This is a genomic window from Enterobacter sp. NFIX59 (genome assembly GCF_900113755.1).
Lineage (GTDB): Bacteria > Pseudomonadota > Gammaproteobacteria > Enterobacterales > Enterobacteriaceae > Enterobacter > Enterobacter pseudoroggenkampii.
Genome location: NZ_FOQN01000001.1, coordinates 830,036 through 855,581, shown reverse-complemented (window position 1 = coordinate 855,581; position 25,546 = coordinate 830,036). Strand labels below are relative to the sequence as shown.

The 25,546-nt window shown below is 53.5% G+C and carries 24 protein-coding genes; 8 read left to right on the top strand and 16 right to left on the bottom strand.

All coding sequences use genetic code 11. The annotated features are described in order from the left end of the window. Nucleotides 1-2 precede the first annotated feature (2 nt). Entirely contained in the window at nt 3-1,934 is a 1,932-nt protein-coding gene (locus tag BM007_RS04110; RefSeq protein WP_090417340.1) for a methyl-accepting chemotaxis protein, read from the bottom strand. Between the two features lie 237 nt (nt 1,935-2,171). On the opposite strand from BM007_RS04110, the gene BM007_RS04105 reads away from it, so the two are divergent. Further along, nucleotides 2,172-3,401: an EAL and HDOD domain-containing protein gene (locus BM007_RS04105; RefSeq protein ID WP_090417339.1), complete on the top strand. Its 1,230-nt coding sequence runs from the start codon at nt 2,172-2,174 to the stop codon at nt 3,399-3,401. Nucleotides 3,402-3,448: 47 nt separating this feature from the next. Here the strand turns inward: BM007_RS04105 and potD are convergent, their stop codons facing one another. From potD to potA, 4 genes are read right to left on the bottom strand one after another with little or no spacing between them, the layout of a single operon-like run. After that, nucleotides 3,449-4,483, bottom strand: a complete 1,035-nt coding sequence (gene potD / locus BM007_RS04100) for a spermidine/putrescine ABC transporter substrate-binding protein PotD (RefSeq protein ID WP_090417337.1) — start codon at nt 4,481-4,483, stop codon at nt 3,449-3,451. Next, nucleotides 4,480-5,271: a spermidine/putrescine ABC transporter permease PotC gene (gene potC / locus BM007_RS04095; RefSeq protein WP_090417336.1), complete on the bottom strand. Its 792-nt coding sequence runs from the start codon at nt 5,269-5,271 to the stop codon at nt 4,480-4,482. Before potC ends, potD begins: the two co-directional genes overlap by 4 nt. Beyond that, nucleotides 5,268-6,125, bottom strand: coding sequence for a spermidine/putrescine ABC transporter permease PotB (potB, locus tag BM007_RS04090; RefSeq protein WP_090417334.1), 858 nt, complete (start codon nt 6,123-6,125; stop codon nt 5,268-5,270). The genes potC and potB overlap by 4 nt, the downstream gene beginning before the upstream one ends. Further along, complete coding sequence (gene potA, locus BM007_RS04085) at nt 6,109-7,251, bottom strand: spermidine/putrescine ABC transporter ATP-binding protein PotA (protein ID WP_175557795.1); 1,143 nt, start codon at nt 7,249-7,251, stop codon at nt 6,109-6,111. The genes potB and potA overlap by 17 nt, the downstream gene beginning before the upstream one ends. 237 nt (nt 7,252-7,488) lie before the next feature. Between potA and pepT the strand changes: the two genes are divergently transcribed. Beyond that, entirely contained in the window at nt 7,489-8,712 is a 1,224-nt protein-coding gene (pepT, locus tag BM007_RS04080; protein WP_024908598.1) for a peptidase T, read from the top strand. 42 nt (nt 8,713-8,754) lie between these two features. Here the strand turns inward: pepT and BM007_RS04075 are convergent, their stop codons facing one another. The 8 genes from BM007_RS04075 to rluE form a co-directional block, all read right to left on the bottom strand. Next, the gene (locus BM007_RS04075) at nt 8,755-9,876 is read right to left on the bottom strand and encodes a ribosomal protein uL16 3-hydroxylase (RefSeq protein ID WP_024908596.1); all 1,122 of its coding nucleotides are present in this window, start codon (nt 9,874-9,876) and stop codon (nt 8,755-8,757) included. Nucleotides 9,877-9,968: 92 nt separating this feature from the next. Next, the gene (gene phoQ / locus BM007_RS04070) at nt 9,969-11,432 is read right to left on the bottom strand and encodes a two-component system sensor histidine kinase PhoQ (protein WP_024908595.1); all 1,464 of its coding nucleotides are present in this window, start codon (nt 11,430-11,432) and stop codon (nt 9,969-9,971) included. Then, on the bottom strand, nt 11,433-12,104 hold the full coding sequence (gene phoP / locus BM007_RS04065; protein WP_024908594.1) for a two-component system response regulator PhoP: 672 nt from the start codon (nt 12,102-12,104) through the stop codon (nt 11,433-11,435). Between the two features lie 123 nt (nt 12,105-12,227). Then, nucleotides 12,228-13,598: an adenylosuccinate lyase gene (gene purB / locus BM007_RS04060; RefSeq protein ID WP_008500757.1), complete on the bottom strand. Its 1,371-nt coding sequence runs from the start codon at nt 13,596-13,598 to the stop codon at nt 12,228-12,230. Nucleotides 13,599-13,617: 19 nt separating this feature from the next. After that, nucleotides 13,618-14,247 (bottom strand): high frequency lysogenization protein HflD, encoded by a 630-nt coding sequence (gene hflD / locus BM007_RS04055; protein WP_090417332.1) that lies wholly within the window; start codon nt 14,245-14,247, stop codon nt 13,618-13,620. A gap of 27 nt (nt 14,248-14,274) precedes the next feature. Next, nucleotides 14,275-15,387, bottom strand: a complete 1,113-nt coding sequence (gene mnmA / locus BM007_RS04050) for a tRNA 2-thiouridine(34) synthase MnmA (RefSeq protein WP_090417330.1) — start codon at nt 15,385-15,387, stop codon at nt 14,275-14,277. A gap of 40 nt (nt 15,388-15,427) precedes the next feature. Then, a complete protein-coding gene (locus BM007_RS04045) occupies nt 15,428-15,901 on the bottom strand; it encodes an NUDIX hydrolase (protein ID WP_023292763.1) in 474 nt (157 codons plus the stop codon). A 9-nt stretch (nt 15,902-15,910) separates the two neighbouring features. Then, entirely contained in the window at nt 15,911-16,564 is a 654-nt protein-coding gene (gene rluE, locus BM007_RS04040) for a 23S rRNA pseudouridine(2457) synthase RluE (protein ID WP_032650888.1), read from the bottom strand. A gap of 117 nt (nt 16,565-16,681) precedes the next feature. Between rluE and icd the strand changes: the two genes are divergently transcribed. The 3 genes from icd to BM007_RS04025 all read left to right on the top strand — a co-directional run bounded on the left by icd (nt 16,682) and on the right by BM007_RS04025 (nt 18,677). Continuing rightward, on the top strand, nt 16,682-17,932 hold the full coding sequence (gene icd / locus BM007_RS04035; protein WP_008500752.1) for an NADP-dependent isocitrate dehydrogenase: 1,251 nt from the start codon (nt 16,682-16,684) through the stop codon (nt 17,930-17,932). 77 nt (nt 17,933-18,009) lie between these two features. Continuing rightward, nucleotides 18,010-18,357 carry a DUF1304 domain-containing protein gene (locus BM007_RS04030; protein WP_048990787.1) on the top strand — a complete coding sequence of 116 codons (348 nt, stop codon included), beginning with the start codon at nt 18,010-18,012 and terminating at the stop codon, nt 18,355-18,357. Nucleotides 18,358-18,431: 74 nt separating this feature from the next. Then, nucleotides 18,432-18,677 carry a DUF2543 family protein gene (locus BM007_RS04025; protein ID WP_024908590.1) on the top strand — a complete coding sequence of 82 codons (246 nt, stop codon included), beginning with the start codon at nt 18,432-18,434 and terminating at the stop codon, nt 18,675-18,677. A 287-nt stretch (nt 18,678-18,964) separates the two neighbouring features. Here the strand turns inward: BM007_RS04025 and BM007_RS04020 are convergent, their stop codons facing one another. After that, on the bottom strand, nt 18,965-20,464 hold the full coding sequence (locus tag BM007_RS04020; RefSeq protein ID WP_024908589.1) for an EAL domain-containing protein: 1,500 nt from the start codon (nt 20,462-20,464) through the stop codon (nt 18,965-18,967). Nucleotides 20,465-20,699: 235 nt separating this feature from the next. Between BM007_RS04020 and BM007_RS04015 the strand changes: the two genes are divergently transcribed. The 3 genes from BM007_RS04015 to BM007_RS04005 all read left to right on the top strand — a co-directional run bounded on the left by BM007_RS04015 (nt 20,700) and on the right by BM007_RS04005 (nt 24,179). Then, nucleotides 20,700-22,220, top strand: coding sequence for an EAL domain-containing protein (locus BM007_RS04015; RefSeq protein WP_090418216.1), 1,521 nt, complete (start codon nt 20,700-20,702; stop codon nt 22,218-22,220). 125 nt (nt 22,221-22,345) lie between these two features. Continuing rightward, a complete protein-coding gene (locus BM007_RS04010) occupies nt 22,346-23,818 on the top strand; it encodes a sensor domain-containing diguanylate cyclase (protein ID WP_048990803.1) in 1,473 nt (490 codons plus the stop codon). 112 nt (nt 23,819-23,930) lie between these two features. Then, nucleotides 23,931-24,179: a GlsB/YeaQ/YmgE family stress response membrane protein gene (locus tag BM007_RS04005; RefSeq protein WP_008500746.1), complete on the top strand. Its 249-nt coding sequence runs from the start codon at nt 23,931-23,933 to the stop codon at nt 24,177-24,179. Nucleotides 24,180-24,308: 129 nt separating this feature from the next. Here the strand turns inward: BM007_RS04005 and BM007_RS04000 are convergent, their stop codons facing one another. Both BM007_RS04000 and BM007_RS03995 read right to left on the bottom strand, forming a co-directional pair. Continuing rightward, nucleotides 24,309-24,407, bottom strand: a complete 99-nt coding sequence (locus BM007_RS04000; RefSeq protein WP_014883431.1) for a YoaK family small membrane protein — start codon at nt 24,405-24,407, stop codon at nt 24,309-24,311. A 45-nt stretch (nt 24,408-24,452) separates the two neighbouring features. After that, entirely contained in the window at nt 24,453-25,481 is a 1,029-nt protein-coding gene (locus BM007_RS03995; protein ID WP_048990801.1) for a sensor domain-containing diguanylate cyclase, read from the bottom strand. Nucleotides 25,482-25,546 lie beyond the last annotated feature (65 nt).

The following is a 25,546-nucleotide window of genomic DNA, read 5'->3' as shown; positions in this document are numbered from 1 at the left end:
ATTTAAGAATGAAAGAACGCCAGCGTCTTCTCCAGCGATTTAGCCTGCTCGTCCAGCGAGAGCGCCGCCGCTGAGATCTGCTGAACCAGAGAGGCGTTCTGCTGGGTGGTGCTGTCCATCTGGTTAACGGCAGTGCTGACCTGGCTAATCCCGCGGTTCTGCTCGTCCAGCGCCTGAACAATGTCGTTGATGACCAGATGCACGTGCGACACCGCCTCAATCACCTGTTTCATCATTACGCCGGTCTCATTGACCAGTTCAACGCCTTTGCTGACGCGGCCTGAGGACTCGGCAATCAGCTGGGAAATTTCTTTGGCCGCGTTAGCGCTTCGCTGGGCAAGATTGCGCACTTCACCTGCGACTACCGCGAAACCGCGCCCCTGTTCGCCGGCACGCGCCGCTTCAACGGCCGCATTTAGCGCCAGGATATTGGTCTGGAAGGCGATGCCATCGACGATGCTGTTAATCTCACCGATCTTACGCGCGCTCTCGTCAATCTCCCCAATCACCACGACTACGTCGTTCACCAGCGTTTCGCCATGCCCGGCGAGGCTCGCGGCGCGATCGGTCAGCGCCGTCGCCTTGTGGGCGTTGTCGGCGTTATTCTTCACCGTGACCGAAATCTCTTCCATGCTGGCTGCCGTTTCAACAATCGCCGCCGCCTGTTCTTCGGTTCGCGAGGCGAGATCAAGGTTGCCCGCCGAAATTTCGCTGGTCCCGCCGTGCACGGAATGGCTGGCTTCGCTGATATTATCGACGATGCGCTTGAGCTGCATCTGCATGGTGTGCAGGGCATAAAAAATGCTGTGGGTATCTCCGGAGCGAACCGGGATGGATCTGTTCAGCTCCCCCCGGGCGACGGCCAGGGCGATCCCGGCGGCTTCCGAAGGTTCACCCCCCACCGGACGGTCAACTTTGCGGGTAAAGATCTGCGCCATCACCAGGCTAACCGCCACGATGCTTAACACCATCAGGATGATGGCTTTCAGCAAAAATGCGCGCGCTTCGGCCATCACTTCGCTGACCGGGGTGATAATGGCGAGTTTCCACGGCGTCTGGCTATTACCGACGGCGATGTCCTGCCAGGTGATAAACACATCTTCCTTCAGCAGCGGATCGTTTATCCGGGTGACGTCATGACCGGCAATCTGACCGGCGTAAGGCTTGCCTGCTGCGCGCTTGTCCGGGCTGGACACCACGTTATTACCCGCGGAGAGGAGCAGGGCGTAGCCTGTGCCGTTCCACGGTTTAATCGCGCCGATCGTCGATTGCAGCGTGGCGAGCGAGAAGTCAGAGGTGACCGAGCCCAGAAACTGACCGTCACGCATGATGGGGGCGGCAATCGAGGTGAGCATCACGTCCACGCCGTTGTAGGGGTAAATATAGGGTTCGATGATCACATCTTTATGCCGCTGTTTCGGCAGCAGATAATAATCACCGCTGCCGGGCGTTTCGATGTCCGTCAGCAGGTGTAAGGCCGGTTTGCCGGTAGCGTCGCGGTCGACGTAGCGGGCGTAGCGTCCGGCAGGATCTTCACCGCTCTGACCGGCAAAGGCGGCATCTTTATCGTCAAACGCGTTGGGCTCAAAGGCCATCGACATAGAGAGAAACTGGGGATGAGCCGACAGATAGTGGATGAGCAGCTGGTTCAGGCTCTGGCGATCGAATACCCCCGCCTCGCGCAGCGCCAGCGCGCTGTTGCCCATGTCCCGGGCGGCAGTCAGGGCAGAATCCAGCTGTTTGCTGACCTGTAAAGCTTGCACCTCGGCAATCTGGCGGATATGTTTTTTGGCCAGCACCTCCTGCTGCGCCATCCACTGCCACATCATAAACCCGATCGTTGCCGTAAAGCCCACCGTCACGGTGAGGAAAATGGACAATAGCATCAACGTCTTGACTCTTATTTTAGATCTTCGGACCATGGCGTCTTTCATTCTCATCTCCCGTAATGTTGTGCGTGTCGGGCAGGCACATATTCCTTATCGGATATATTTCCTTCTTTCTGTAGAGGGCCGGGTATATTTAATTTAAATTCTAGAATAGTAAATCCCGTTAATTAGTGTGGATGCTTTTATTTTGTGCATTCAATCAAAATAGTGCTCGATAATGCTCGTTATCGTCGTGTAGAAAGAGGATGCTAATAAATATAAAGTGGTAGAGGAGGATGGGATATGTACGGATTTATTGCGCGACAACCCATTTTTAACCCTGAAATGAATACGGTGGCCTATGAGCTGCTCTTCAGAGACGGGATGACAAATCGTTTTCCGGATGTGTCGGCGGAATATGCCACGTCCAGAATGATATCCGATCAGTTTTTATGCGTGCCGTCCCAGCGCATCGCCGGGGCGCATACGTCGTTTATTAATTTCCCGTCGCGAATGGTCATTGACCGCAGTGGTGAAGCGCTGGATAAAGAGAGCGTGGTGATTGAGATCCTTGAAGATGCTGTGCCGGGTGCCGAACTGCTGCAGGCCGTCAGGGAGATGAATGCGCATGGCTACCAGTTTGCGCTTGATGATTTCACCCTTGCACCTGAATGGGATGCTTTTTTACCCTATATTTCGATCCTGAAATTCGACGTTAGAAATTATACTTTAGCGCAAATTAAAGCGTATCTGAAAGCACGCAAACATCTGACCGGTCATATTAAATATCTCGCTGAAAAAGTTGAGACTAAAGAGGAATTCAACCAATACAGGGACGAGGGGTTCTCTCTGTTTCAGGGCTATTTTTTCTGCCGTCCGGAGGTCATTAAATATAAACGGCTGTCGCAAAATCAGCTGGCGATTTTTAGGCTGCAAATGGAGGTCGGACGCAATAAGCCTGATTTTCGGATCGTCGAGTCGTTGATAAAAACCGATCTCACGCTCTCTTATAAAATCATGCGCTACATGAAGCATACGGCGTTTAAGCATGTGGGCGCCTGTAATTTCAGCAAGTTAACCCTGAGTGAGGTGCTCAGATACCTCGGGGAAAACCAGCTGAGGCGGTTTGTTGCCGTCGTGGTCCTCGCCAGCGCTGGCAATGATACCGTCAGCGAGCTTTACCCGTTGAGTATGATGCGCGGTAAGTTCTGTGAACTGATAGCTGAGACGATGAAAGAACCGGCGCTGGCTGAAAATGCGTTCATGTGCGGCCTGTTTTCTTTGCTCGATACCCTCCTTGAGCTGCCGATGGCAGAGTTAATGAAGCAAATTGCGGTGCCGCAGAGCGTGAGCAACGCGCTGTGCGACCAGGAGGGACGGCTAGCCGATATGGTGAGCCTTTGCCGTTACTATGAACAGCAGCAGTGGGACGAGGCGACCCGGGTTCGTCAGGCGCTGGGTCTGTCGGATGAGGAGGTGGTGGAGGCGATGAGAAAGGCGACGATCTGGGCAGGAGAGAATGCGGTCAGTTAACCCTTCCCCACGCCGTACAGACGGCGCGAGGAAGAAGGCGTTACCGTTTATCGGCCCGCTTTTAATTTCTGGTAATACTCTTCGTAGAGGCGGTTGGCGTCGCCGACATCGTTCTGCCATTCACCTTTGCTGATGGTTTCGGCATCCGGGTAGAGCGATTTATCGTTAGCCACTTCAGGCTTCAGCAGCTTGCGTGCCGCGAGGTTTGGCGTCGGGTAGCCAATCGTCTCGGCAACCTGTTTCGCCACGTCCGGGCGCAGCAGGAAGTTAATCAGCTTAAGCGCCCCTTCAACGTTTTTCGCGTTGGCCGGAATCGACAGACTATCCATCCAGAAGATCCCACCTTCTTTCGGCCAGACCACCTCCAGCGGCGTACCGGCCTGGCGGGCCACATACGCGGAGCCGTTCCACACCATCCCCAGATTCACTTCGCCTTCCATATACGGATTAGCCGGGTTATCAGAGTTGAACGCCGCCACGTTAGGCATCAGCTTTTTCAGCTCGGTATACGCCGCTTCAATCTCTTTTGGATCCGTCGTGTTGCCCGAGTAGCCCAGCTTGCGCAGCGCCACCTGGAACACTTCACGCGCGTCGTCGGTTAACAACAGGCTGCCTTTGTACTCCGGTTTCCACAGGTCGGCCCAGCTCGTCACCGTTTTCGGATCGACGGCCTCGCTGTTAACGCCAATCGCGGTTGCCCCCCAGATATACGGAATGGAGTAGTCGTTGTTCGGGTCAAACGGCTTGTTGAGCATCTCCGGATCGAGGTTTGAAAAATGAGTTAGCTTTGTTTTATCGATCTTCTGGATCATGCCCTCTTTGCGCATTTTGTCGACAAAGTAGGTGGAAGGAACCACCAGATCGTACGCGCCGTCTTTGTAGGTTTTGAGCTTGGCATACATGGTTTCATTCGACTCGTAGGTCGAGTAGATCACCTTGATGCCCGTCTCTTTGGTGAACTGTTCCAGCAGGCCCGGCGGCACATACTCGGTCCAGTTGTAGAAGTAGAGCGTTTTGCTGTCATCAGCGTGCGCGGCACCCATGCCAAGCACCAGCGCCGCAGCGGCGAGCATTTTTTTCATTTCATTGTCCCCTGAGATTTTGTTTTATCACGAGCAATAACCTGGCTGGCGATCACCAGAACCAGCGAAAACACCAGCAGAATGGTCGCCAGCGCGTTCACCTCCGGTGAGACGCCGACTTTCACCATCGAATAGATCTTCAACGGCAGAATTTCATAGCTCGGCCCGGTCACGAAGGAGGACACGACCACGTCATCCATCGACAGGGTGAAGCTAAGCAGCCATCCGGCCGCCACGGCGGGCATCGCCAGCGGCAGGATGATTTTACGCAGGATGATCATCTCGCTGGCGCCAAGATCTTTCGCCGCCTCCAGCATGCGCACGTCGAACCCTTTCAGGCGCGCAAAGACGGTCACCACCACAAACGGCAGGCAGAAGGTGATATGGGAAAACAGCAGCGACCAGAAGCCAAGCTGAACGCCCAGCAGCATAAACAGCACCAGCAGCGAAATCGCCATCACGATGTCCGGCGACATCATCACCACAAACAACATGCCGCTGACGAACGGCTTACCGCGAAAGCGATAGCGATAGAGCGCCACGGCGGTCAGGGAGCCAATCAGCGTGGCGAAGGTGGCGGAGAAGATCGCCATCGTCAGCGAGTGCTGAGCGGCCTGCAGCAGGCTGTCATTGTTCATCAGCAGGCTGTACCAGTCGGTGGTAAAGCCCTGCCAGTTAATCCCAAAGCGCGAGCTGTTAAACGAGTTCACGATCAAAATTATGATCGGGATATACAGGTAAGCGTAAATGGCGGTCATAAAACCGCCGCGAAGCAGTCGACCGATCATTCGAGTTCCACCTTCTTATTCAGCAGCCGTGAGGCGCGCCAGTAGACCAGCAGCATCAGACCCATCACCACCGTCAGCGTGATGCTGGTGGCGGACCCGAACGGCCAGTCGCGAATATTCAGGAACTGGCTCTTGATCACGTTACCGATCAGCAGGTTTTTCGCACCGCCCATCAGATCCGACACATAGAACAAGCCCATCGCCGGGAGCATAACCAGCAGACAGCCCGCAATAATACCGGGCATCGTCAGCGGAATAATGATACGGATAAAGGTCTGCAGCCTGTTGGCACCCAGATCTTTTGCCGCTTCCAGCAGCGGTTTATCCAGCTTCTCAATGCTGGAGTAGAGCGGCATCACCATAAACGGCAGCAGGATATAGACCAGGCCGACAATCACCGCGCTCGGGGTAAACATGATGCGTATCGGCGTATCAATCACTCCTAGCCACAGCAGAAACTCGTTCAGGTAACCCTTTGTGCTGAGGAAAATCTTCAGACCATAAATACGGATGAGCGAGTTCGTCCAGAAGGGAACAATCAGTAAAAACAGCAGCAGGGGGCGCACCTTTTGCGGCAGGCCCGCGAGGAACCACGCGAAGGGATATCCCAGTACCAGGCAGGCAATCGTGGCAATCAGCGCCATATTGAGCGAGTGCAGCAGCACGTCAAAATAGAGCGGATCGAGCAGGCGCGCGTAGTTGTCCAGCGTAAAGACCAGCGAAACGAAATGGGTATCGTCGCGGGTCAGGAAGCTGGTGGCGATAATCATCAGGTTGGGGAGAAAGACAAACAACACAAGCCAACCGACGATCGTGGCAATCACCACATTCTGGAATTTACTTGTGTTCTTCATCAGCCAGCACAACCTCCCAGCTTTCTACCCAGTTGATAACCATTTTCTGGTCGAGAGAGTGGTCGAAGTCAGGGTCGTCTTCGTTAAAGAATTCGCTGACCATCACCATTTTGCCGTTCTCCAGCTCGACGACAGACTCCAGCGTCATCCCTTTGTAGTTGCGCTCGCGGATATAGCCGATTAACCCTTCGGCCTCGGTATTGCCGTGAATTTCATCGACGCGCAGATCTTCCGGGCGCAGCAGAACGTTGAGCTTTTGTCCCTTTTCGACGGGGAAATTTACCGTGATATTGCACTCGCGTCCTTCGACGCTGGCGCGCACGCGCTGGTCGTCCAGACGCTCAATCACCGTGGCGTCGAAGATATTGATCTCGCCAATAAAGCTGGCGACAAACAGATTCTTCGGCTCTTCGTAGATTTCACGCGGCGTGCCGTCCTGCTCGATTTTACCGTCACGCATCACCACGATGCGGTCGGACATGGTCAGGGCCTCTTCCTGATCGTGGGTGACGAAGACAAAGGTAATGCCGAGCTTGCGCTGCAGGGCCTTGAGCTCGTTCTGCATCTGCTTGCGCAGCTTGTAATCCAGCGCCGAGAGGGATTCATCCAGCAGGAGCAGACGCGGCTTGTTGACCACGGCGCGGGCGATGGCCACGCGCTGCTGCTGGCCGCCGGAAAGCTGATGGGGTTTACGCTGAGCAAACGTCTCAAGCTGCACCATTCGCAGGGCGTCGGTAACGCGCGGTTCGATCTCGCTCGCCGGGGTTTTTTGCATCCGCAGGCCGAACGCCACGTTTTCAAACACGGTCATGTGCGGGAAGAGGGCATAGCTCTGAAAGACAGTATTGACGTGGCGATCTTCGGCAGGAACCCGGGTGATGTCCTGGTTCTCAAGATGGATATGGCCGTTATCGACGCTTTCCAGCCCGGCGATAAGGCGCAGTACGGTTGTTTTGCCGCAGCCGGAGGGGCCAAGCAGTGTCAGAAACTCACCGTCATTGATGGTGAGAGTGAGGTCGGAAATGACGTCCTTGCCATCAAAACTTTTACGAATTCGTTCCAGTTTCACCAGCGGTGAACGGGTTTGTGTATTCAATTTTTGCGCTGTCCCATATAGACGCCTCAGGCAGCAGACTGAAGCGGGGTTTGTGTGTAACCACCTTGGTGACTCGTAATGAGGGCGGACATTCTACGGCAATCCCCTGCAATCGCCAATCCTTGTCACTGATTCATAAGCTACATTTACTAACGCATAACGATATAAACGGAAAATATTCTCGTTTGCGGGATAAAAGTGACCTGACGCAATATTTGCGTTTTGATGCTTATTGATAATGTTGTCACAAAAAGTGAGGGTGACTGCATGGATAAATTACTTGAGCGTTTTTTACAGTACGTTTCGCTGGATACCCAATCTAAGCCGGGTGTTCGCCAGGTGCCGAGCACCGAAGGCCAGTGGAAGTTATTAAATCTGCTCAAAGAGCAGCTTGACGCCATGGGGCTGGTCAACGTCACGTTAAGCGAGAAAGGCACTGTGATGGGAACGCTGCCGGCGAATGTCCCGGGTGACATTCCGGCGATTGGCTTTATCTCTCATGTCGACACCTCTCCGGATTTTAGCGGTAAACATGTGAACCCGCAGATTGTGGAAAACTACCGCGGCGGCGACATTGCGCTGGGCATTGGCGACGAAGTGCTCTCGCCCGTCATGTTCCCGGTGCTGCACCAGCTGCTGGGCCAGACGCTGATCACCACCGACGGCAAAACGCTGCTGGGGGCGGATGATAAAGCGGGCATTGCCGAAATCATGACCGCGCTGGCGGTGCTGAAGGATAAAAACATTCCGCACGGGGATATCCGCGTGGCCTTTACGCCGGACGAAGAGGTCGGCAAGGGGGCGAAGCACTTCGACGTGGAGGCCTTTAACGCGCAGTGGGCCTATACCGTTGACGGCGGCGGCGTCGGTGAACTGGAGTATGAAAACTTCAATGCCGCGTCCGTCACGATCAAAATTGTCGGCAATAACGTTCACCCCGGTTCGGCGAAAGGCGTCATGGTGAACGCGCTGTCGCTGGCATCCAGAATTCATGCGGAAGTCCCGGCGGAAGAGAGCCCTGAACAGACCGAAGGGTATGAAGGTTTCTATCACCTGACCAGCATCAAAGGCACCGTGGACAGCGCGCAGATGCACTACATCATCCGCGATTTCGACCGCAAAGCCTTTGAGGCGCGCAAGCGTAAGATGATGGAGATCGCCAAGAAGGTGGGTAAAGGATTACACCCTGATTGCTACATTGAACTCATCATCGAAGACAGCTATTACAACATGCGCGAGAAGGTGATGGCGCATCCGCATATTCTCGATATCGCCCAGCAGGCGATGCGCGACTGCGATATTGAACCGCAGCTGAAGCCGATTCGCGGCGGCACCGACGGTTCTCAGCTGTCGTTTATGGGGCTGCCGTGCCCGAACCTGTTTACCGGTGGCTATAACTACCACGGCAAGCATGAGTTTGTGACGCTCGAAGGGATGGAAAAGGCGGTGAAGGTGATTGTGCGGATAGCGGAGTTGACCGCGAAGCGGTAAGAAAAAGCCCGGTGGCGAAGCGCCACCGGGCATTACAGCGACTCAGTCCTCAAAGAACCAGTACCCGCTGTTGACCAGCGCGGCAAGCATCGCGAGGAAGGATGGGTCTTCCAGCGCATCACCAAAGGTGTCGGCAGTCAGCACCAGATGGCTGGCAATGGCTTCCAGCGCCGGACGGTGCGGTGAGTCCAGCTTCTCGCCGTTGACGAACACGTCCTCACCAATGCGCAGCACGCGTAATCCGCCCAGACGTACCAGCTTATCGCCCTGCTGGAGCGCATCATAAATCTCGTCAGCCTGATACGGCGGCTCCGGCGGCGCAACGTCCAGCTCGTGACGCGACTGGCTGATAAACTCGCCAAACCACTGTTTGAAGTGCTCCGGCTCGTTAATCAGATCCAGCATCATGCCGCGCAGCTTATCCAGCTCTGCGGGCAGGATATCGGCCGGATGCTCGCGCGCAGGCACATCAGGGTCGCTGTAACGATAGCTGCCCAGCTCGCGTTGCAGAACGTAGTCGGCAAATCCGCTGATCATCTCGCGGCCGCTTGGCGCGCGGAACCCTACGGAGTAGTTGAGTGAGTTTTCCAGCGAGTAGCCCTCGTGAGGGAATCCGGGCGGAATGTAGAGAATGTCACCCGGCTCCAGCTCTTCGTCGATAATCCCTTCAAACGGGTCAACCTGAAGCAGGTCCGGATGTGGGCAGTGCTGCTTCATTGGCACTTTTTCGCCCACGCGCCAGCGGCGGCGGCCCGTACCCTGAATAATAAACACGTCGTACTGGTCCAGATGCGGACCGACGCCACCGCCAGGAACGGAGAAGGAGATCATCAGATCGTCCATGCGCCAGTCGGGCAGGGCGCGGAACGGACGCATTAAGGCGGCCGTTGGCTCGTGCCAGTGGTTGACCGCCTGCACCAGCAGAGACCAGTTGTTTTCACCGAGGTGATCGTAGCTTTCGAAAGGACCGTGGCTAACCTGCCATTTCCCGTCCTGGTGGCTGACCAGACGGCTGTCGACTTCGTTTTCCATGGCCAGGCCGGCCAGTTCGTCAGGCGAGATGGGGTCGACAAAGTTGCTGAACCCGCGCTTCAGAACCACCGGGCGTTTCTGCCAGTAACGTTCAATAAACTCGGGCCAGTTAAGTGTTAAGTGATAATCCATAATTTTTTTATTCCGCAGGCTCTTACTGACTCGGATTATAACGGAAGCTCAGCCCCCCGGCTGCGAGATCCTCGCATTTTTCACATAACGGGTTAACTATCGTTCGATGTGGGCTGCTGGCGACCAAAAATGACCTCCATTCTGGCGCCGCCCAGCAGGCTTTCGCTGGTTTCGATTTTTCCGTCGTACTGATCGACAATCTCGCGCGCGACGGCTAATCCTACGCCCTGGCCTGGACGTAGCGTATCGGCGCGCTGACCGCGATCGAACACCACGTCACGTTTATTGCGCGGGATCCCCGGGCCATCATCCTCAACGATGATATGCAGCTCGGTTTCCGTCTGACGTGCAGACACTTCCACGAACTCCAGACAGTATTTGCAGGCGTTATCCAGCAGGTTACCCATGACTTCCATGAAGTCATTTTTTTCACCCACAAAGCTTATCTCTGGCGAGATATCGAGGCTGATGTTCACCCCTTTACGCTGATACACCTTGTTGAGGGCGGACGTGAGGTTATCCAGAAGCGGCGCTACCGGATGCAGCTCGCGGCTCAGCAGCGCGCTGCCGGAACGCATGCTGGCGCGATGCAGATAATAGCCAATTTGCTGGGAAATACGGCTGATTTGTTCCAGCATCACCGGCTCGGCATCATCAACGCTCAGCTTCGAACTGCGCATTGAACGCAGGGTACTTTGCATCACGGCCAGCGGGGTTTTCAGGCTGTGGGTCAGGTCGGTAAGGGTGGTACGGTATTTATCGTAGCGTTCGCGTTCACTTTTCAGCAGGCGGTTGAGGTTACGCACCAGGCTGGTGAGCTCACGCGTGGTTTCCGGGTTCAGCTTCTCGCGATGATGTTCTTCCAGCTCGCGAACCTCTTTCGCCAGTGATTCAATGGGGCGCAAGCTCCACCACGCCGCTACCCACAGCAGCGGGATCACCAGCAGGAGATTCGCAGCCAGAACGTAGATGAACCAGCTCCAGACCATATAAGAGCGCTTCAGCTCGACCGGGATGGTGTCGATCACCACGATGGTCAGCTGCGGCATGTTCAGCGTCGCCGGGTAGAGGTTAATCGCGACGGAGTGCGTCATCTCCGTTTCGGCGTTGTCGGCGCGGATCTCGTTCAGCTTTTGCTGCAGGGAGCGATCTTCACGGATCAGCGAGCTGGTGGTGTTGAGATCGGCTTCAATTTCATGAAAACCGTTGGTTTTGAGCCAGTCCGGACGAATGCTTTTGACCAGCCACGGGATGTCCCGCTGCGCCCACAGTAGCTTCCCCTTTTCGTTATAAATCAGGGCCAGCGTGGGACTCTGCTGATTGAGGTTTTCCGGCATTTCGACGGTGATTTTATTGTTTTCCCACTTCGCCAGGGTATAAAACAGGTTGCTTTCGCCACGCAGCAGGCGAAAGGTGGTTTTATCAAAGCTGACGCTGTAGCCCACCAGGGCCACCATGCCGTAGGAGAGCGACAGCACCAGCACGACGGCTGCCGTTGCCAGTAAAAAGCGCACCCGCAGCGAGAGGGGCAAAATATGGCGCAAGATCCGTCTCATTTAGCGTAATTCGAACAGGTAGCCCTGGCCACGGACGGTAGTAATCACATCCTGCGGATATTGCGCCTGAATTTTCTTACGTAAACGTCCCATCAGCACGTCAATAGTATGGCTCTCGCGCAGTTCAGCATCAGGATAGAGCTGGAGCATCAAGGAGTCTTTGCTCACTACCTTGCCGTTGTTACGGATCAGCGTCTCCATGATGGTGTATTCGAAGGCGGTGAGCTTGATCACTTCATCATTGATGGATAATTCCCGGCGGGAGAGGTCGACCTGGAAAGGCGGGATGGAGATAACCTGAGACGCCAGCCCGCTGTTGCGACGAAGCAGTGCCTGCATGCGGGCCGCCACCTCTTCAATATGAAACGGCTTGGTGACGTAGTCATCCGCACCCGCGCTGAGCACTTCGACCTTATCCTGCCAGCCTTCACGGGCGGTCAGCACCAGAACCGGCAGGGAGACATCGTGGCTGCGCCAGCGGCGAATTAACGACAGACCGTCTTCGTCAGGCAACCCTAAATCGACAATGGCGATATCCGGCAGGTGTTCATTGAGATAATAATCGGCTTCTTTTGCATCTTCAGCATCGTCCACCTGATGTCCCATCTCCTGAAGCTGAACCTTCAGGTGATGACGTAGCAATGCGTTATCCTCAACAACCAGTACGCGCATCATCTCTTCTCCCTAAATAATTGGTATGAATAGTTTAACGCTGATTATGTTGTTGTGGGGATAAACATTGAGTAAACCGGGGAAAAGCATCCCCCTTTTCGGGCGAAAAGGGGGAGAGGGGCGTTACTTCAGCTCGTCGACCATGGTGATGGCGCGGCCAATGTAGTTCGCCGGGGTCATTGCCTTCAGGCGCGTTTTCTCTTCTTCCGGCAGCGCCAGACCGTCGATAAACTGCTTCATGCCTTCGGCGTCAACGCGTTTGCCGCGGGTCAGCTCTTTCAGCTTCTCGTACGGTTTTTCGATACCGTAACGGCGCATCACGGTCTGGATTGGCTCCGCCAGCACTTCCCAGTTGTGATCCAGCTCGTCCAGCAGACGGTCACGGTTCACTTCCAGTTTGCTTACGCCTTTCAGGGTGGACTGATACGCGATCAGCGCGTAGCCAATGCCTACGCCCAGGTTACGCAGTACGGTGGAGTCGGTCAGGTCGCGCTGCCAGCGGGATACCGGCAGTTTGCTCGCCATATGCTGCAGCACGGCGTTCGCCAGGCCCAGGTTGCCTTCGGAGTTTTCGAAGTCGATTGGGTTTACTTTGTGCGGCATGGTGGAAGAGCCGATTTCACCGGCGATGGTTTTCTGCTTGAAGTGGTTCAGGGCGATGTAGCCCCACACGTCACGATCGAAGTCGATCAGGATGGTGTTGAAGCGCGCGATGCAGTCAAACAGCTCGGCGATATAGTCGTGCGGCTCAATCTGGGTGGTGTACGGGTTCCACTGAATGCCCAGAGAGGTCACGAACTCTTCGCTGAACTGGTGCCAGTCCACTTCCGGGTAAGCGGCGATGTGGGCGTTATAGTTACCGACCGCGCCGTTGATTTTGCCGAGGATCTCAACCTGCTCCAGCTGACGGTACTGGCGTTCCATACGGTACGCGACGTTCGCCATCTCTTTACCCATCGTGGATGGGGTGGCTGGCTGGCCGTGGGTACGGGAGAGCAGCGGAATGTCGCGGTATTCCACGGACAGCGCTTTTACCGCGTCGATGATTTTACGCCAGTAAGGCAGCACCACCTCTTTGCGCGCGGTGGAGAGCATCAGCGCATGAGACAGGTTGTTGATGTCTTCAGAGGTACAGGCGAAGTGAATGAACTCAGACACGGCGTGCAGCGCAGGGACGCTTTCCACTTTTTCTTTCAGGAAGTACTCAACCGCTTTCACGTCGTGGTTGGTGGTGCGTTCAATGGTTTTAATGCGCGCGGCGTCTTGTTCGCTAAACTCAGCAACGATTTTATCAAGGTAATCGTTTGCCTTTTCGTCAAAAGCAGGAACTTCCTTGATTGCTGCCTGGGCGGCCAGCTTTTGCAGCCAGCGTACTTCAACCTGAACACGGAACTTCAGCAAACCATATTCGCTGAAGATCCCGCGCAGCGCGCTGACTTTATCGCCGTAGCGTCCATCGACAGGGGATACGGCGGTCAGTGAGGATAATTCCATAATTCGCAACTCCGGGAGGTTAACAATGAGCAAGAATTTGTTTTGCCTGAGTGGTCAGGCGATTACGAGAAAACATTAACTGCAGGCGGCCACCGCCAACCTGGTGCCACAGCACAGCGGCGCGGATCCCAGCCAGCAGGGACGCACGCACTTTTGCCTGTACCTGCGGACTTTGCAGCACGGCAGGGGATCCGGTGACCTGAATACGCGGGCCCAGCGGGCTGATGACGTCAACATAAATGCCGGCCATGGCGCTGAGCAGCGTGTCGGACTGCAGATCAAAATGGTCGAGCTGACGCTGTAGCCCGGCAATACGATCGCCCAGGGTATTGAGCGCGCCTTTTGCTGAGCTCAGCTTACGCTCCAGCACCATCAGACTCAACGTGTAGCGGGTCAGCTCCGCGTTTAATCCCTGACGGCTGCTGGCGTTAAGCACGCCAAGCAGGGTTTCAAGACCGAGACGAAGATTGGTTTCACTGCCGCCGAACACACCCAGGGTCGAGCCGGGGTTGAGATCGATAACGCTGTTGAGTGAAACGTGCAGGGCGTCAGCATCGCAATGACCCTGATGCGCCAGCTGTTGCACCAGACGGGCTGACTGGCAAATTCCCGCCAGTGCCAGGGTGATGTCATAGTAGTTCTTCGCCACACGGTCTCCTTTATGTGTGCAATCGTATTAAACAGCAGGCAGCGGCAGGCGCTGTTCAATGATCCCGCCGCCCAGGCAGATCTCACCGCTGTAGAAGACAGCAGACTGACCCGGGGTGACGGCGGCGACCGGCTCGTCGAAACGCACGTCAATGCGATCGTCATCAAGCGCGGTAATGTTGCAAGGAATATCGGTCTGGCGGTAGCGGGTTTTCACCGTGCAGCGCAGCGTGCCTTTCAGCGGCTCACGATCGACCCAGTGCAGCTGCTGGGCGATAAGGCCAACGGACATCAGACGTGGATGATCGTGACCCTGGGCAACAACCAGAATATTGTTTTCGACGTCTTTGTCGACAACATACCACGGATCTTCGCTACCTTCTTTGGTCCCGCCGATACCCAGGCCTTTACGCTGGCCGAGCGTGTGGTACATCAGCCCCTGATGCTGGCCAATCTCTTCACCGTCGACGGTGACAATTTTACCCGGCTGTGCGGGCAGGTAACGTCCCAGGAAATCGCGGAATTTGCGCTCGCCGATGAAGCAGATACCGGTAGAGTCTTTTTTCTTCGCGGTGATCAGGTCCAGCTCTTCGGCGATTTTACGCACCTGCGGCTTTTCCAGCTCGCCGACAGGGAACAGGCTCTGGGCGATTTGCTCGTGGCTCAGCGTATAGAGGAAGTAGCTTTGATCTTTGTTGCCGTCCAGACCGCGCAGCAGCTGGCTTTTGCCATTCACGTCAGCGCGACGCACGTAGTGACCGGTCGCAATGTAGTCTGCGCCCAGATCTTCCGCGGCGAATTCCAGGAAGGCTTTAAATTTGATCTCTTTATTACACAGAATATCCGGGTTCGGCGTGCGGCCCGCTTTGTACTCTTCGAGGAACAGTTCAAACACGTTGTCCCAGTATTCTGCAGCAAAGTTAACGGTGTGCAGTTCAATGCCGAGCTTATCGCATACGGCCTGCGCATCGGCGAGATCCGCAGCGGCAGTGCAGTATTCCTCGCCATCATCTTCCTCCCAGTTCTTCATGAACAGGCCCTCCACCTTATAGCCCTGTTGCTGTAACAGGTAGGCGGAAACGGAGGAATCGACACCGCCGGACATGCCGACGATCACTTTTTTCTGGCTATTATCTGACATGGAATACTCACGACATTGAACTTCAAGGCGGCGTATTCTATCACGCCCCCCCACCATTGGCACCCTCTGTAAACGGCCAGTTAAATGCGCCGATGACATCCAGCGGTAAGCGGCCAGCAGACTGCCAGCAGCGAATGCTTTCCGCAACCAGCGGCGAGCGCAGGTTTGGCGCGTTCAGGATCTCGTCGGCAGTGACCCACAGACAGCGGTCGATATCGTCATCCTGCGGCTCTGTGGCGCACGTTTCGCTAAGCTCAACGGCAAATAAAAAGCGCAGGAACGGAGTGTGATCGGGCGCGATCCACTGGTGCATACGGATGAAGTGCTGGGGTTCAGCGTGAATGCCGGTCTCTTCCCACAGCTCGCGTTTCGCTGCCTGCAGTAGGGTCTCATTGGCTTCAAGATGCCCGGCAGGCTGGTTCCACAGCGCTTTGCCGTTAATGCTCTCTTCGACAACAAGGAATTTACCCTTAGCGTGGACCACGCAGGCAACCGTGACATGAGGTTTAAACATAGTGACTCCTTAAGGGGTGACGTCGCGCCATTCGCCGTTTGCCAGCGTTTCCAGCGTGTAGCTGCCCATAGCGTAGCGAATCAGACGCAGGGTAGGGAAGCCGACGTGCGCGGTCATGCGGCGAACCTGGCGGTTGCGGCCTTCATAAAGGGTAATTTTGAGCCAGCTTGTCGGAATGGATTTGCGTTCGCGAATCGGCGGGTTGCGCGGCCACAGCCACTCCGGTTCATTCACGCGTTCAATACCTGCGGGCAGGGTGGGGCCGTCGTTCAGCGTTACGCCGCTGCGTAATTTTTCCAGCGTTTCTTCGTCCGGCTCGCCTTCGACCTGTACGAAGTAAATTTTACCGGTGCGTTTCCCGGGCTGCGTGAGCTTCGCCTGCAAGGCGCCGTCGTTGGTTAAGACCAGAAGGCCTTCGCTGTCGCGGTCCAGACGGCCCGCGGCGTAGACGCCCTGAACAGGTATATAGTCCTTCAGCGTGCTGCGCCCGGCTTCATCGGTAAACTGCGGCAAAACATCGTAGGGTTTATTGAACAAAATAACCCGCTTAGGCTGGGTTTCCTGCGGTCTTCTGGCGGCTTGTCGCGAGCTGAATCGCTCAACCCGGTGTTTTGTAAAAGAAGTTTTCTTCATGGTATTTTCAGGCGTTATCAATTGCCGCATTATAGCCTAATAACGAAGACCTTTCATGGCGCAGGACAATCAGGTACTATCGAAGGGCTCATTACAATTTATTAACATAAGATCAGTAACAACCAGAAGCGCTCGAAGGAGAGGTTAATGGAAAGCAAAGTAGTTGTTCCGGCGGAAGGTAAAAAGATCACCCTGCAAAACGGCAAGATTAACGTTCCTCACAATCCGATTATCCCGTTCATCGAAGGTGACGGTATCGGTGTAGACGTTACCCCGGCAATGCTGAAAGTGGTTGATGCCGCTGTTGAGAAAGCCTACAAAGGCGAGCGTAAAATTTCCTGGATGGAAATTTACACCGGTGAGAAATCTACTCAAGTTTATGGCCAGGACGTCTGGCTGCCAGCAGAAACGCTGGACCTGATCCGCGACTACCGCGTTGCTATTAAAGGCCCACTGACGACGCCAGTTGGCGGCGGTATCCGTTCCCTGAACGTGGCACTGCGTCAGGAGCTGGACCTGTACGTGTGTCTGCGTCCGGTTCGTTACTATCAGGGCACCCCTAGCCCGGTTAAGCACCCTGAACTGACCGATATGGTTATCTTCCGCGAAAACTCAGAAGACATCTACGCGGGTATCGAATGGAAAGCGGACTCTGCTGACGCAGAAAAAGTGATTAAATTCCTGCGCGAAGAGATGGGCGTGAAGAAAATTCGCTTCCCTGAGCATTGCGGTATCGGCATTAAGCCGTGCTCCGAAGAAGGGACCAAGCGTCTGGTGCGTGCAGCCATCGAATATGCAATCACTAACGACCGTGACTCTGTGACCCTGGTTCACAAAGGCAACATCATGAAGTTCACCGAAGGCGCGTTCAAAGACTGGGGTTACCAGTTGGCGAAAGAAGAGTTCGGCGGTGAACTGATCGACGGCGGCCCATGGCAGAAGATCAAGAACCCGAACACCGGCAAAGAGATCATCATTAAAGATGTGATCGCCGATGCGTTCCTGCAGCAGATCCTGCTGCGTCCTGCAGAATACGACGTGATTGCCTGTATGAACCTGAACGGTGACTACATCTCTGACGCCCTGGCAGCACAGGTTGGCGGTATCGGTATCGCCCCTGGCGCGAACATTGGTGACGAGTGCGCCCTGTTCGAAGCGACCCACGGTACTGCACCAAAATACGCAGGTCAGGACAAAGTGAACCCAGGCTCTATCATCCTGTCCGCAGAGATGATGCTGCGTCATATGGAATGGTTCGAAGCCGCAGACCTGATCGTTAAAGGTATGGAAGGTGCGATCAACGCGAAAACCGTAACTTACGATTTCGAACGTCTGATGGAAGGCGCCAAACTGCTGAAATGTTCAGAGTTTGGCGACGCGATTATCGCGAACATGTAATCCAGATTCTGGGTTAAACAAGAGCGGGGGCCTGAGGGTTCCCGTTTTTTTTGCCTCTGCCTGCGGGAGACAACACGATGCTAGCTACCGTCCTTATCGCTGTCGTTGCACTCATCCATCTCTACATTCTTGTGCTGGAAATGTTCCTGTGGAATACCAAAACAGGGCACAAGGCCTTTAATCTGCGTCCCGACTTTGCGCGCGACACCCGCGTGCTGGCTGCAAATCAGGGGCTGTATAACGGTTTTCTGGCGGCCGGCCTGCTCTGGAGCCTCTGGCTCGGCGAAAAGGGGAGTCAGGTGGCCATCTTCTTCCTGGCCTGCGTGTTGATTGCCGGACTTTTTGGCGCGGCCACCGCCAGTCGAAAAATTTTGTATGTACAGGCCGTGCCCGCACTCGCTGCGCTGCTTGCGTTACTTATCTGAAGCAATGCTTTGGTTGAGATAACGCGTCCGATATACTCGTGACGTTACCCTTAAAGGCCAGAGACGAGACTGTTATGAATAACGATATCCCACTGAAATATTATGACATTGCTGAGGAGTATGCGACGGAAGCCGCAGAGCAAGTTGCGGAGTCAGAACTCGACGCGCTGGCACATTATTTCCAGCTGCTGCTCACCCGTTTATCGAATAATGAGGAGATCAGCGAGGAGGCTCAGCAGGAAATGGCCGCTGAGGCCGGGATCCGTGCGGGTCGTATTGATGATATTGCGAATTTCCTCAATCAGTGGGGAAATGAATAGTCTGCTTTAAAAACCGTTATGCTGATGCTTTGCGATACAGCTCAGCATCACGCTATCGGACCACATGCATTTTTTCCGCAGAATATGCGAAGCAGGTTTGTCGATAAACAGCACGAAAATCACGGTCAGAAAAAAGAGTACCACTGGAAAAAGTAAGGATAATTTCACGTTTTTAACCAAAATAAGAGTGTGTTTCCGGGGAATCTACCATCTGATTGTGACGACTATATGTTTTTGCGTAAAAAATGGAAACGCCAAATCTGAAAAAGGTCATGCCAGGCTTCTGGTTACGGTGCAACACCGGTGAGTCGTTTCGCCAGCTCGCTCCGGGTGAGTGCTTTTGAAAAATACCATCCCTGAATCAGCGCATCGGGATATCGGCTCGCAATAAAGCGATACTGAACTTCATTTTCCACGCCCTCGAAAACAAGCGTTTTATTCAACTTCGCGAGGGCATCGCTGAAGATAGCAAAGATGTTTTGCTTATAATGTTCGCTGATGCCATCCACCAGTGACTTATCGATTTTAATCTCATCATATTCAAGCAGCGACAGGCGGGCGAGGTTTGAATTTTGCACGCCAAAATCATCTATTGATATTTTAACGCCGAGCGACTTGAGCTCCTGACAGAACCCCTCGAGGATATCTGCCGTGGAAACGGCTTTCTCAGAAAGTTCGACCTTCATCAGAGAAAGGGGAAAGTGATTGGCTAAACACGCACGACGCAAAATGTTAATGAACTGCCCATCTTCAATTTCCTTCCGCCCAACGTTAATGGAGACGATCAGCTGATGTTTAATCGCCAGCGGGGCAATTTCTGAGAGGGATTTTTCGATAATATTATTATAATATTTTTTATACAGACCGATTTTTTTTATTAATGGGATAAACAGCTCCGGAGAGACGTCCCCATGCTTTTGGTCGCGCCATCGCGACAGAACTTCTACACCCACGATTTTTTGATCGTGAATGCGGATAATAGGCTGGTAGTTAACGCTGATGGTATTGGTCAGGACGGCCTTGATCAGCGTACGTTCCAGAGAAAAACGATCTTCATAGATACGGAAGATAAATAACGTTATCGCGACCCAGATAAAAAAGAGTATGACCGTGAGAAACGAAAAGATAAACAGGGGTAACGAGGCCAGCCCTGCATCGTGATGCTTCACGATGACGCACAGGTCCCAGAAGGCGCTGCACTGCGTCAGGGTCAGGGTAAACAACGACGAATGCAGCCAGCTCTGCTGTGTTAGCTCAGGGGAGGTCGTAAAAAAGGTTCTGCCGAAGTCTTTGGTGGTGGTACTCAGAGAATAGCTTGCCGTAACCGGGGTGAATTTATCGTAAGCATAGCGAGTGGTGAAGATAATAATATTATTATAAATTGCCGCATTGCCCGTGAAAAAATCTTTTCTGGAAAACTGCGCCAGAAGAAAGCCTCTCGGCGTTTTATGCAGTTCCGCAGGAAGCGCTACGGGCGTTGCAAGTTTACCCCAAAAAGCAGTACAGACTATTTTTCCCTTCTCGATAAAACCAATATCGTCGAAATAATAGTTATTCAGCGTTATTTGTCTGTAACTATCAAGACTGGTTTTATCACATCCCTGCGTAGTAATGCTTTTAAGGGCCAGCGCTATGCTTTGGGACAGGTCTTCCGAATAATGTAATAGGGTAAGGGATATCTCACGCTGTTTGCTCTTCTGCTGCCCCACGATAACAGCATTGACCGCATAAAGAGACAGGATGACCAGGAGCGTTGAAACGATCGCAACGGCAACGAGTTTTTTCATTTTCCAGTTATCCTGTCCGCTCCCTGATTTGACAAATCTTAACACAGCCAGGGCAAGGCACAAGCCTGATAATCACGTCAGGTGAGCAAATTCGGGCAGGTGAACTCATACGAAAGTATCAGTTTTTTAAGACAATTCTCAGCTAAGCTATTTTCATTGTTATAAGCAATACCGGGTAAGTACAGGCTCTTCTTCCAGAACATCGATGCTTGTTTTTTCTATTAAGGAAAACATCGTGCGCAACGTGATGATCCCTATTCTGAGTGCCTTGTTTCTTTTTCTGAGCGGCATTCTGATTATTAACTGGCAGCTATGGCAGATGGCGAAGGCTAATAATAGTCATACCGCCATGGCAAGTACCCAGAAAATAGAAAATATCCTGGCGGAAGCCGTCAGTGCGGCCAGCACGGCGAAGCGCGTTGCGGAGCAGGGGTGTACCAGCAGCGGACAGCTGGCGCTGGGGACAGAAGCCGCGCTAAAACCGCATCTGCGCGCCATCATGATCCAGCAGCAGGGTAAAATCATCTGTACTTCCCTTCCCGGGAATGGCGTATTGATTGTGCATCCGGAGACGTTACCTGAACATAAATTAATGCTGCTGCCCGGCAATCGACTGGTGAACGGCGTCCCGGTGCTTGTCTTCCAGATGCCCATCGCGGGAGGGCGTGTCATCGTCAGCGTCAGCGATGCGCATTTGCAGGACGTCATCGCGAACGCATCAAACGGCGTTGACCTGGGGTTGGTTGTCGGCAATAGCATGCTTGGGCGCAACGGTGATGTGACCGGCTGGAAAGCGGCCTCGTGGACGGGGTCACTTACGGCATCTACACAATTCCCCTTTAGTCTGGCCTGGCAACAGCCTGTCTTTTTTAGCCTGACGCGGCTGCTGCAACAGGGATGGAGCCTGATACTACTGATTCTCGTGCTATCGGTGGCGGTGGGCATTTTGATCCGCCGTTACAAGGGGAAAAGCACCTCATTTGAAGACGACTTACGTAAGGCCATTTTGCAGGGGGAGATCGTGCCGTATTACCAGCCGATCGTGAACGGTGATACCGGCGGGCTGTATGGCGTTGAAGTCCTGGCAAGATGGAAGCATCCAAAGTCAGGCTTTATTCCACCGGATGTCTTTATTCCGATTGCTGAACGTAGCGGTTTGATTATTCCGCTAACCAAAGGGTTGATGGCGAAAGTGGTGATGCAGCTTAAGCCGCTTTTGCCTAAGCTCCCGGACGGGTTTCATATTGGGGTGAACATCAGCGCCAGACACATCAATGCGCCATCCTTCATCGGTGACTGTCGTGTATTCGGGAAGGGGTTTCAGGGTAAAGAAGTCAAACTGGTTCTCGAGGTGACCGAGCGTGAGCCGCTGATCGATAATCCTCACCTGGTGGAAAACCTTAACATGCTGCATAACGCCGGTTTTGTCATTGCACTGGATGATTTTGGTACCGGCTATTCAGGTCTTTCATGCCTTAATGCGCTTGCCATTGATTATATTAAAATTGATAAAAGCTTTGTGAACCGGGTTTCAGATGAAAAAGACTCAACGATCCTGCTGGACTGCGTCATTGACCTGGCGAAAAAACTCTCATTACGCATTGTGGCTGAAGGCGTAGAAACGAAAGCGCAGCTGGAGTATCTCAACCGTAATGAGATTACGCTGTTACAGGGTTATTATTTTGGTAAGCCCGTCTCCTATATCGATTTTATTAAAGTCATTTTATCTAAGCCCCGGGAGACGGTAAGTTTGTAAAACGAAATTACGACGAGCTTCTGTTGCATGCTTAAGTGCAATTCATTTTCCTCTTATCCTGAGCTTTGTTACAGTGACAAGAGTTGTCAGCCAGGGATGTCAGGCGTGATAAGGTGGAAAAGCTCGTGCATGTGAAAAATACTTTTTACACAACAACCATTACCGTCATCATTGTCTCATTGATCATCTCGCTGTCGCTTGCCGTCCAAATTGCCACGTCCAGACAGCAGTCAATCCAGCAAATTAATACCAGCGTCGCTAACCTGAGCCATACCCTTGATGTCTACACCGAGGGGATCATGCGCCAGAGTGAAATGTTAATTACTACCGTTTCCGACATAATCGAAATTTATGGTATGACCCCGCAGCAGGCGATCCATATTCAGCGGATGATAAATAATCAGGATAATCTCCTTACCCAGATTAATAATGTGGTTGTTTACGATGCTCAGGGCGATATCTTTACCGCGTTGCACGAAACTTTTACGGGCCCACGCAAAGGATCGGACAGGTCATTTTTTATCTATCACAAGGAAAATAAAAATCAGCAGATTTTTATTGGCGAGCCCGTAGTCAGCAGAACCAATGGTAAATGGGTCATCACCATTAGTCGGCGCCTTGAAACCCACACCGGGGCATTTAACGGTGTTGTGGTGGTGACCCTGGGTATCGAAAATTTTCTCGCGCTCTACGGGCAGATTAATATTGGTCACGCGGGCGTCATTGGCTTAACAACAGAGTCAGGCGTGCTGCTGGTCCGTTATCCTTTTAAAAATACCTATATTGGCACGATTGTTTCCGATTCACCGCTCTTCAGGAAATACCTCAAGGTACAAAATACCGGGATAGCCAGTTCCATTTCGCGGTTTGATAAAATCGAACGCATTTATGCCTATGAGAAAAACAGACGCTACGGGCTGGTCACCACCGTGGCTGTCAGCATTGATGAGGCCCTTGCGCCCTGGCGCAAGCAGGCGATTCAGCTGGCGGTACTCATTTTCGTGTTCACGGCGATACTCATCGTCGCGTCATACTTCCTGTATTCCGACTTATCCAGAAAAACCAGAGATAACAAGGCGCTGAAGATTATCGCCTCTGAGGATGCGCTGACCGGGCTTTACAACCGTCGCATTTTTGATGAAAAAATCCTCTCGGAAATCGCGCTTTGTGCCGCGCATGATGCACCGATTTCGATACTGATTGTGGACGTGGACTTCTTCAAAAAATACAACGATAACTACGGCCATCCGGAAGGGGACCGCTGTCTGGCGCTGCTGGGAAACAGTCTCAGGGAGAGTCTTACTCGTGGTAATCAGATCGTGGCGCGCTACGGCGGAGAGGAGTTTGCGCTGATATTACCTGATACGGACATCCAGGAAGCGCTTCGTCTGGCCCAGACGATTATTCGTAACGTGTTCTCGCTGCAAATCGCCCATGCCTTTAGCCCCTTTGGGCGGGTAACGGTCAGCGTCGGAATTTCTACCGCACGTGCCGTCGACATCGCGGGCAGCCAGCAGAATATCATTATCGCCGCTGACCAGGCGCTCTATCAGGCAAAACGCGCGGGACGTAACCGGTACGCGTTTGTTGGGGTATGACAGGAGAAAAACCACATAGAGTGATGCATATCACAAATTTCCTTTCTCAGATCCTGTGCTATTCTTTTTGTGTCGTTGATTTAATGACAAAAACCATACAGAGAGGAAAGTTATGGGAATTTTATCCTGGATTATCTTTGGGCTTATTGCGGGTATTCTGGCGAAGTGGATCATGCCGGGCAAAGATGGCGGTGGGTTTATCGTCACCGTAATACTGGGTATTGTCGGTGCGGTAGTCGGCGGCTGGATCAGTACGCTGTTCGGTTTTGGCAAGGTCGATGGCTTTAACTTCGGCAGTTTCGCCGTCGCGGTGATCGGTGCGCTGGTTGTTCTGTTTATCTACAGAAAGATCAAAAGCTAAGTTCTGAAAGCGATGAAAAAGGCTGCCGGATGGCGGCCTTTTTACGTATCGGGTTTACCACCAGCCAAGCTGCGTGCCGGCAAACGCCGCAATGGCAACGATCAGCATAATGACGGTTGTCTTCCGCATTTATGCCCCCGGAGCCGCGTAGCCGCCGACAAAAAACCACGCTAAAAAAACCACCGCCGTTATAAATATAACGACCGGGAAAAGGATCCCTATTCTCATACCATCACCTGTTTCGGTTTCAATAACGCCGTAGAGTGTACGGGGTTAATCCATGGTGAGAAAGCGTGTTTTGCTTTTTCCTTTCTTATCCTGATACATCGCCACATCCGCGGCGCGTAACGCGCTGTCAGGATCGGTTGCGGCAGGGTCCACTTCGATAACGCCGAAGCTGGCTCCCGGATAAATAATATGAACGCTGCCCAGCCAGTATTCGCCGGCGATGCAGGCGCTGAGGCGCGTTTTGAGCAACGTAAGTTGCGCGTTATCCCCGTCCTGGTGGGGCTGGCTCAGCGACGCGACCAGAAATTCATCACCCCCCAGACGACCGATAATATCGTCCTGCTGTTTCTCTTCGGTCAAACGCTTGCCCACTTCTATCAGGAACTGGTCGCCAGCCTCGTGGCCGTAACGATCGTTAATCAGCTTGAAATCATCCAGATCGATAAATGCGATGATGGCATTACGCTTCAGGTGTCGGGCCAGAGAAAAGAGGGTGGTCAGATCTTCAAAAATGGCGCGACGGTTGGGTAAACCGGTAAGGGCATCCGTATAGGAGTGCGCGATGAGGGCCGCATTGGCTTCGCGAAGCTGGGTCACCAGCGACTCTTTCTGAATCGACTGGGCAATCAGCCCGGCGAAGAGCTTCAGAACCTGTTCACCGCGCTCGCTCAGCGGCTTTCTGGCCGTGCTGGTGGCGCAGAGCGTTCCGTAAAGTGAACCATCCGCAAGATGGACTGGAATACTCATGTAGGTGGTAATGCCAAGCGCTTTTGCAGCTTCACACTCGGGCCAGCGTTCGGGCACGTCGTTGCTGAACATCGTGTCACTGTCCAGCGCGCGTTTGCACAGCGTCTCATCCCATGGGACGCTCAACCCCTCCGGGATCGTCATCTGTTTGCTGTTGCGGGCATAGAGGATGTGCTGCAGCCGCGCCTCGATATCCACCTTCGTCAGGTAGGTCGACTCCATGTCGGTGACAATCTCCAGCATCTCCAGCAGTTGGCGAACGAGGCTTTCAAGGGATTGCTCGGTGGCAAGGGTTTCTGAAACGCGAGCGAGGATAAGATCCGACATGACGTAGAATGACTCCCAGGCAGAAGACGTCTGCATCTGCATGTTATGCTGAGTTTTTAGGCTTC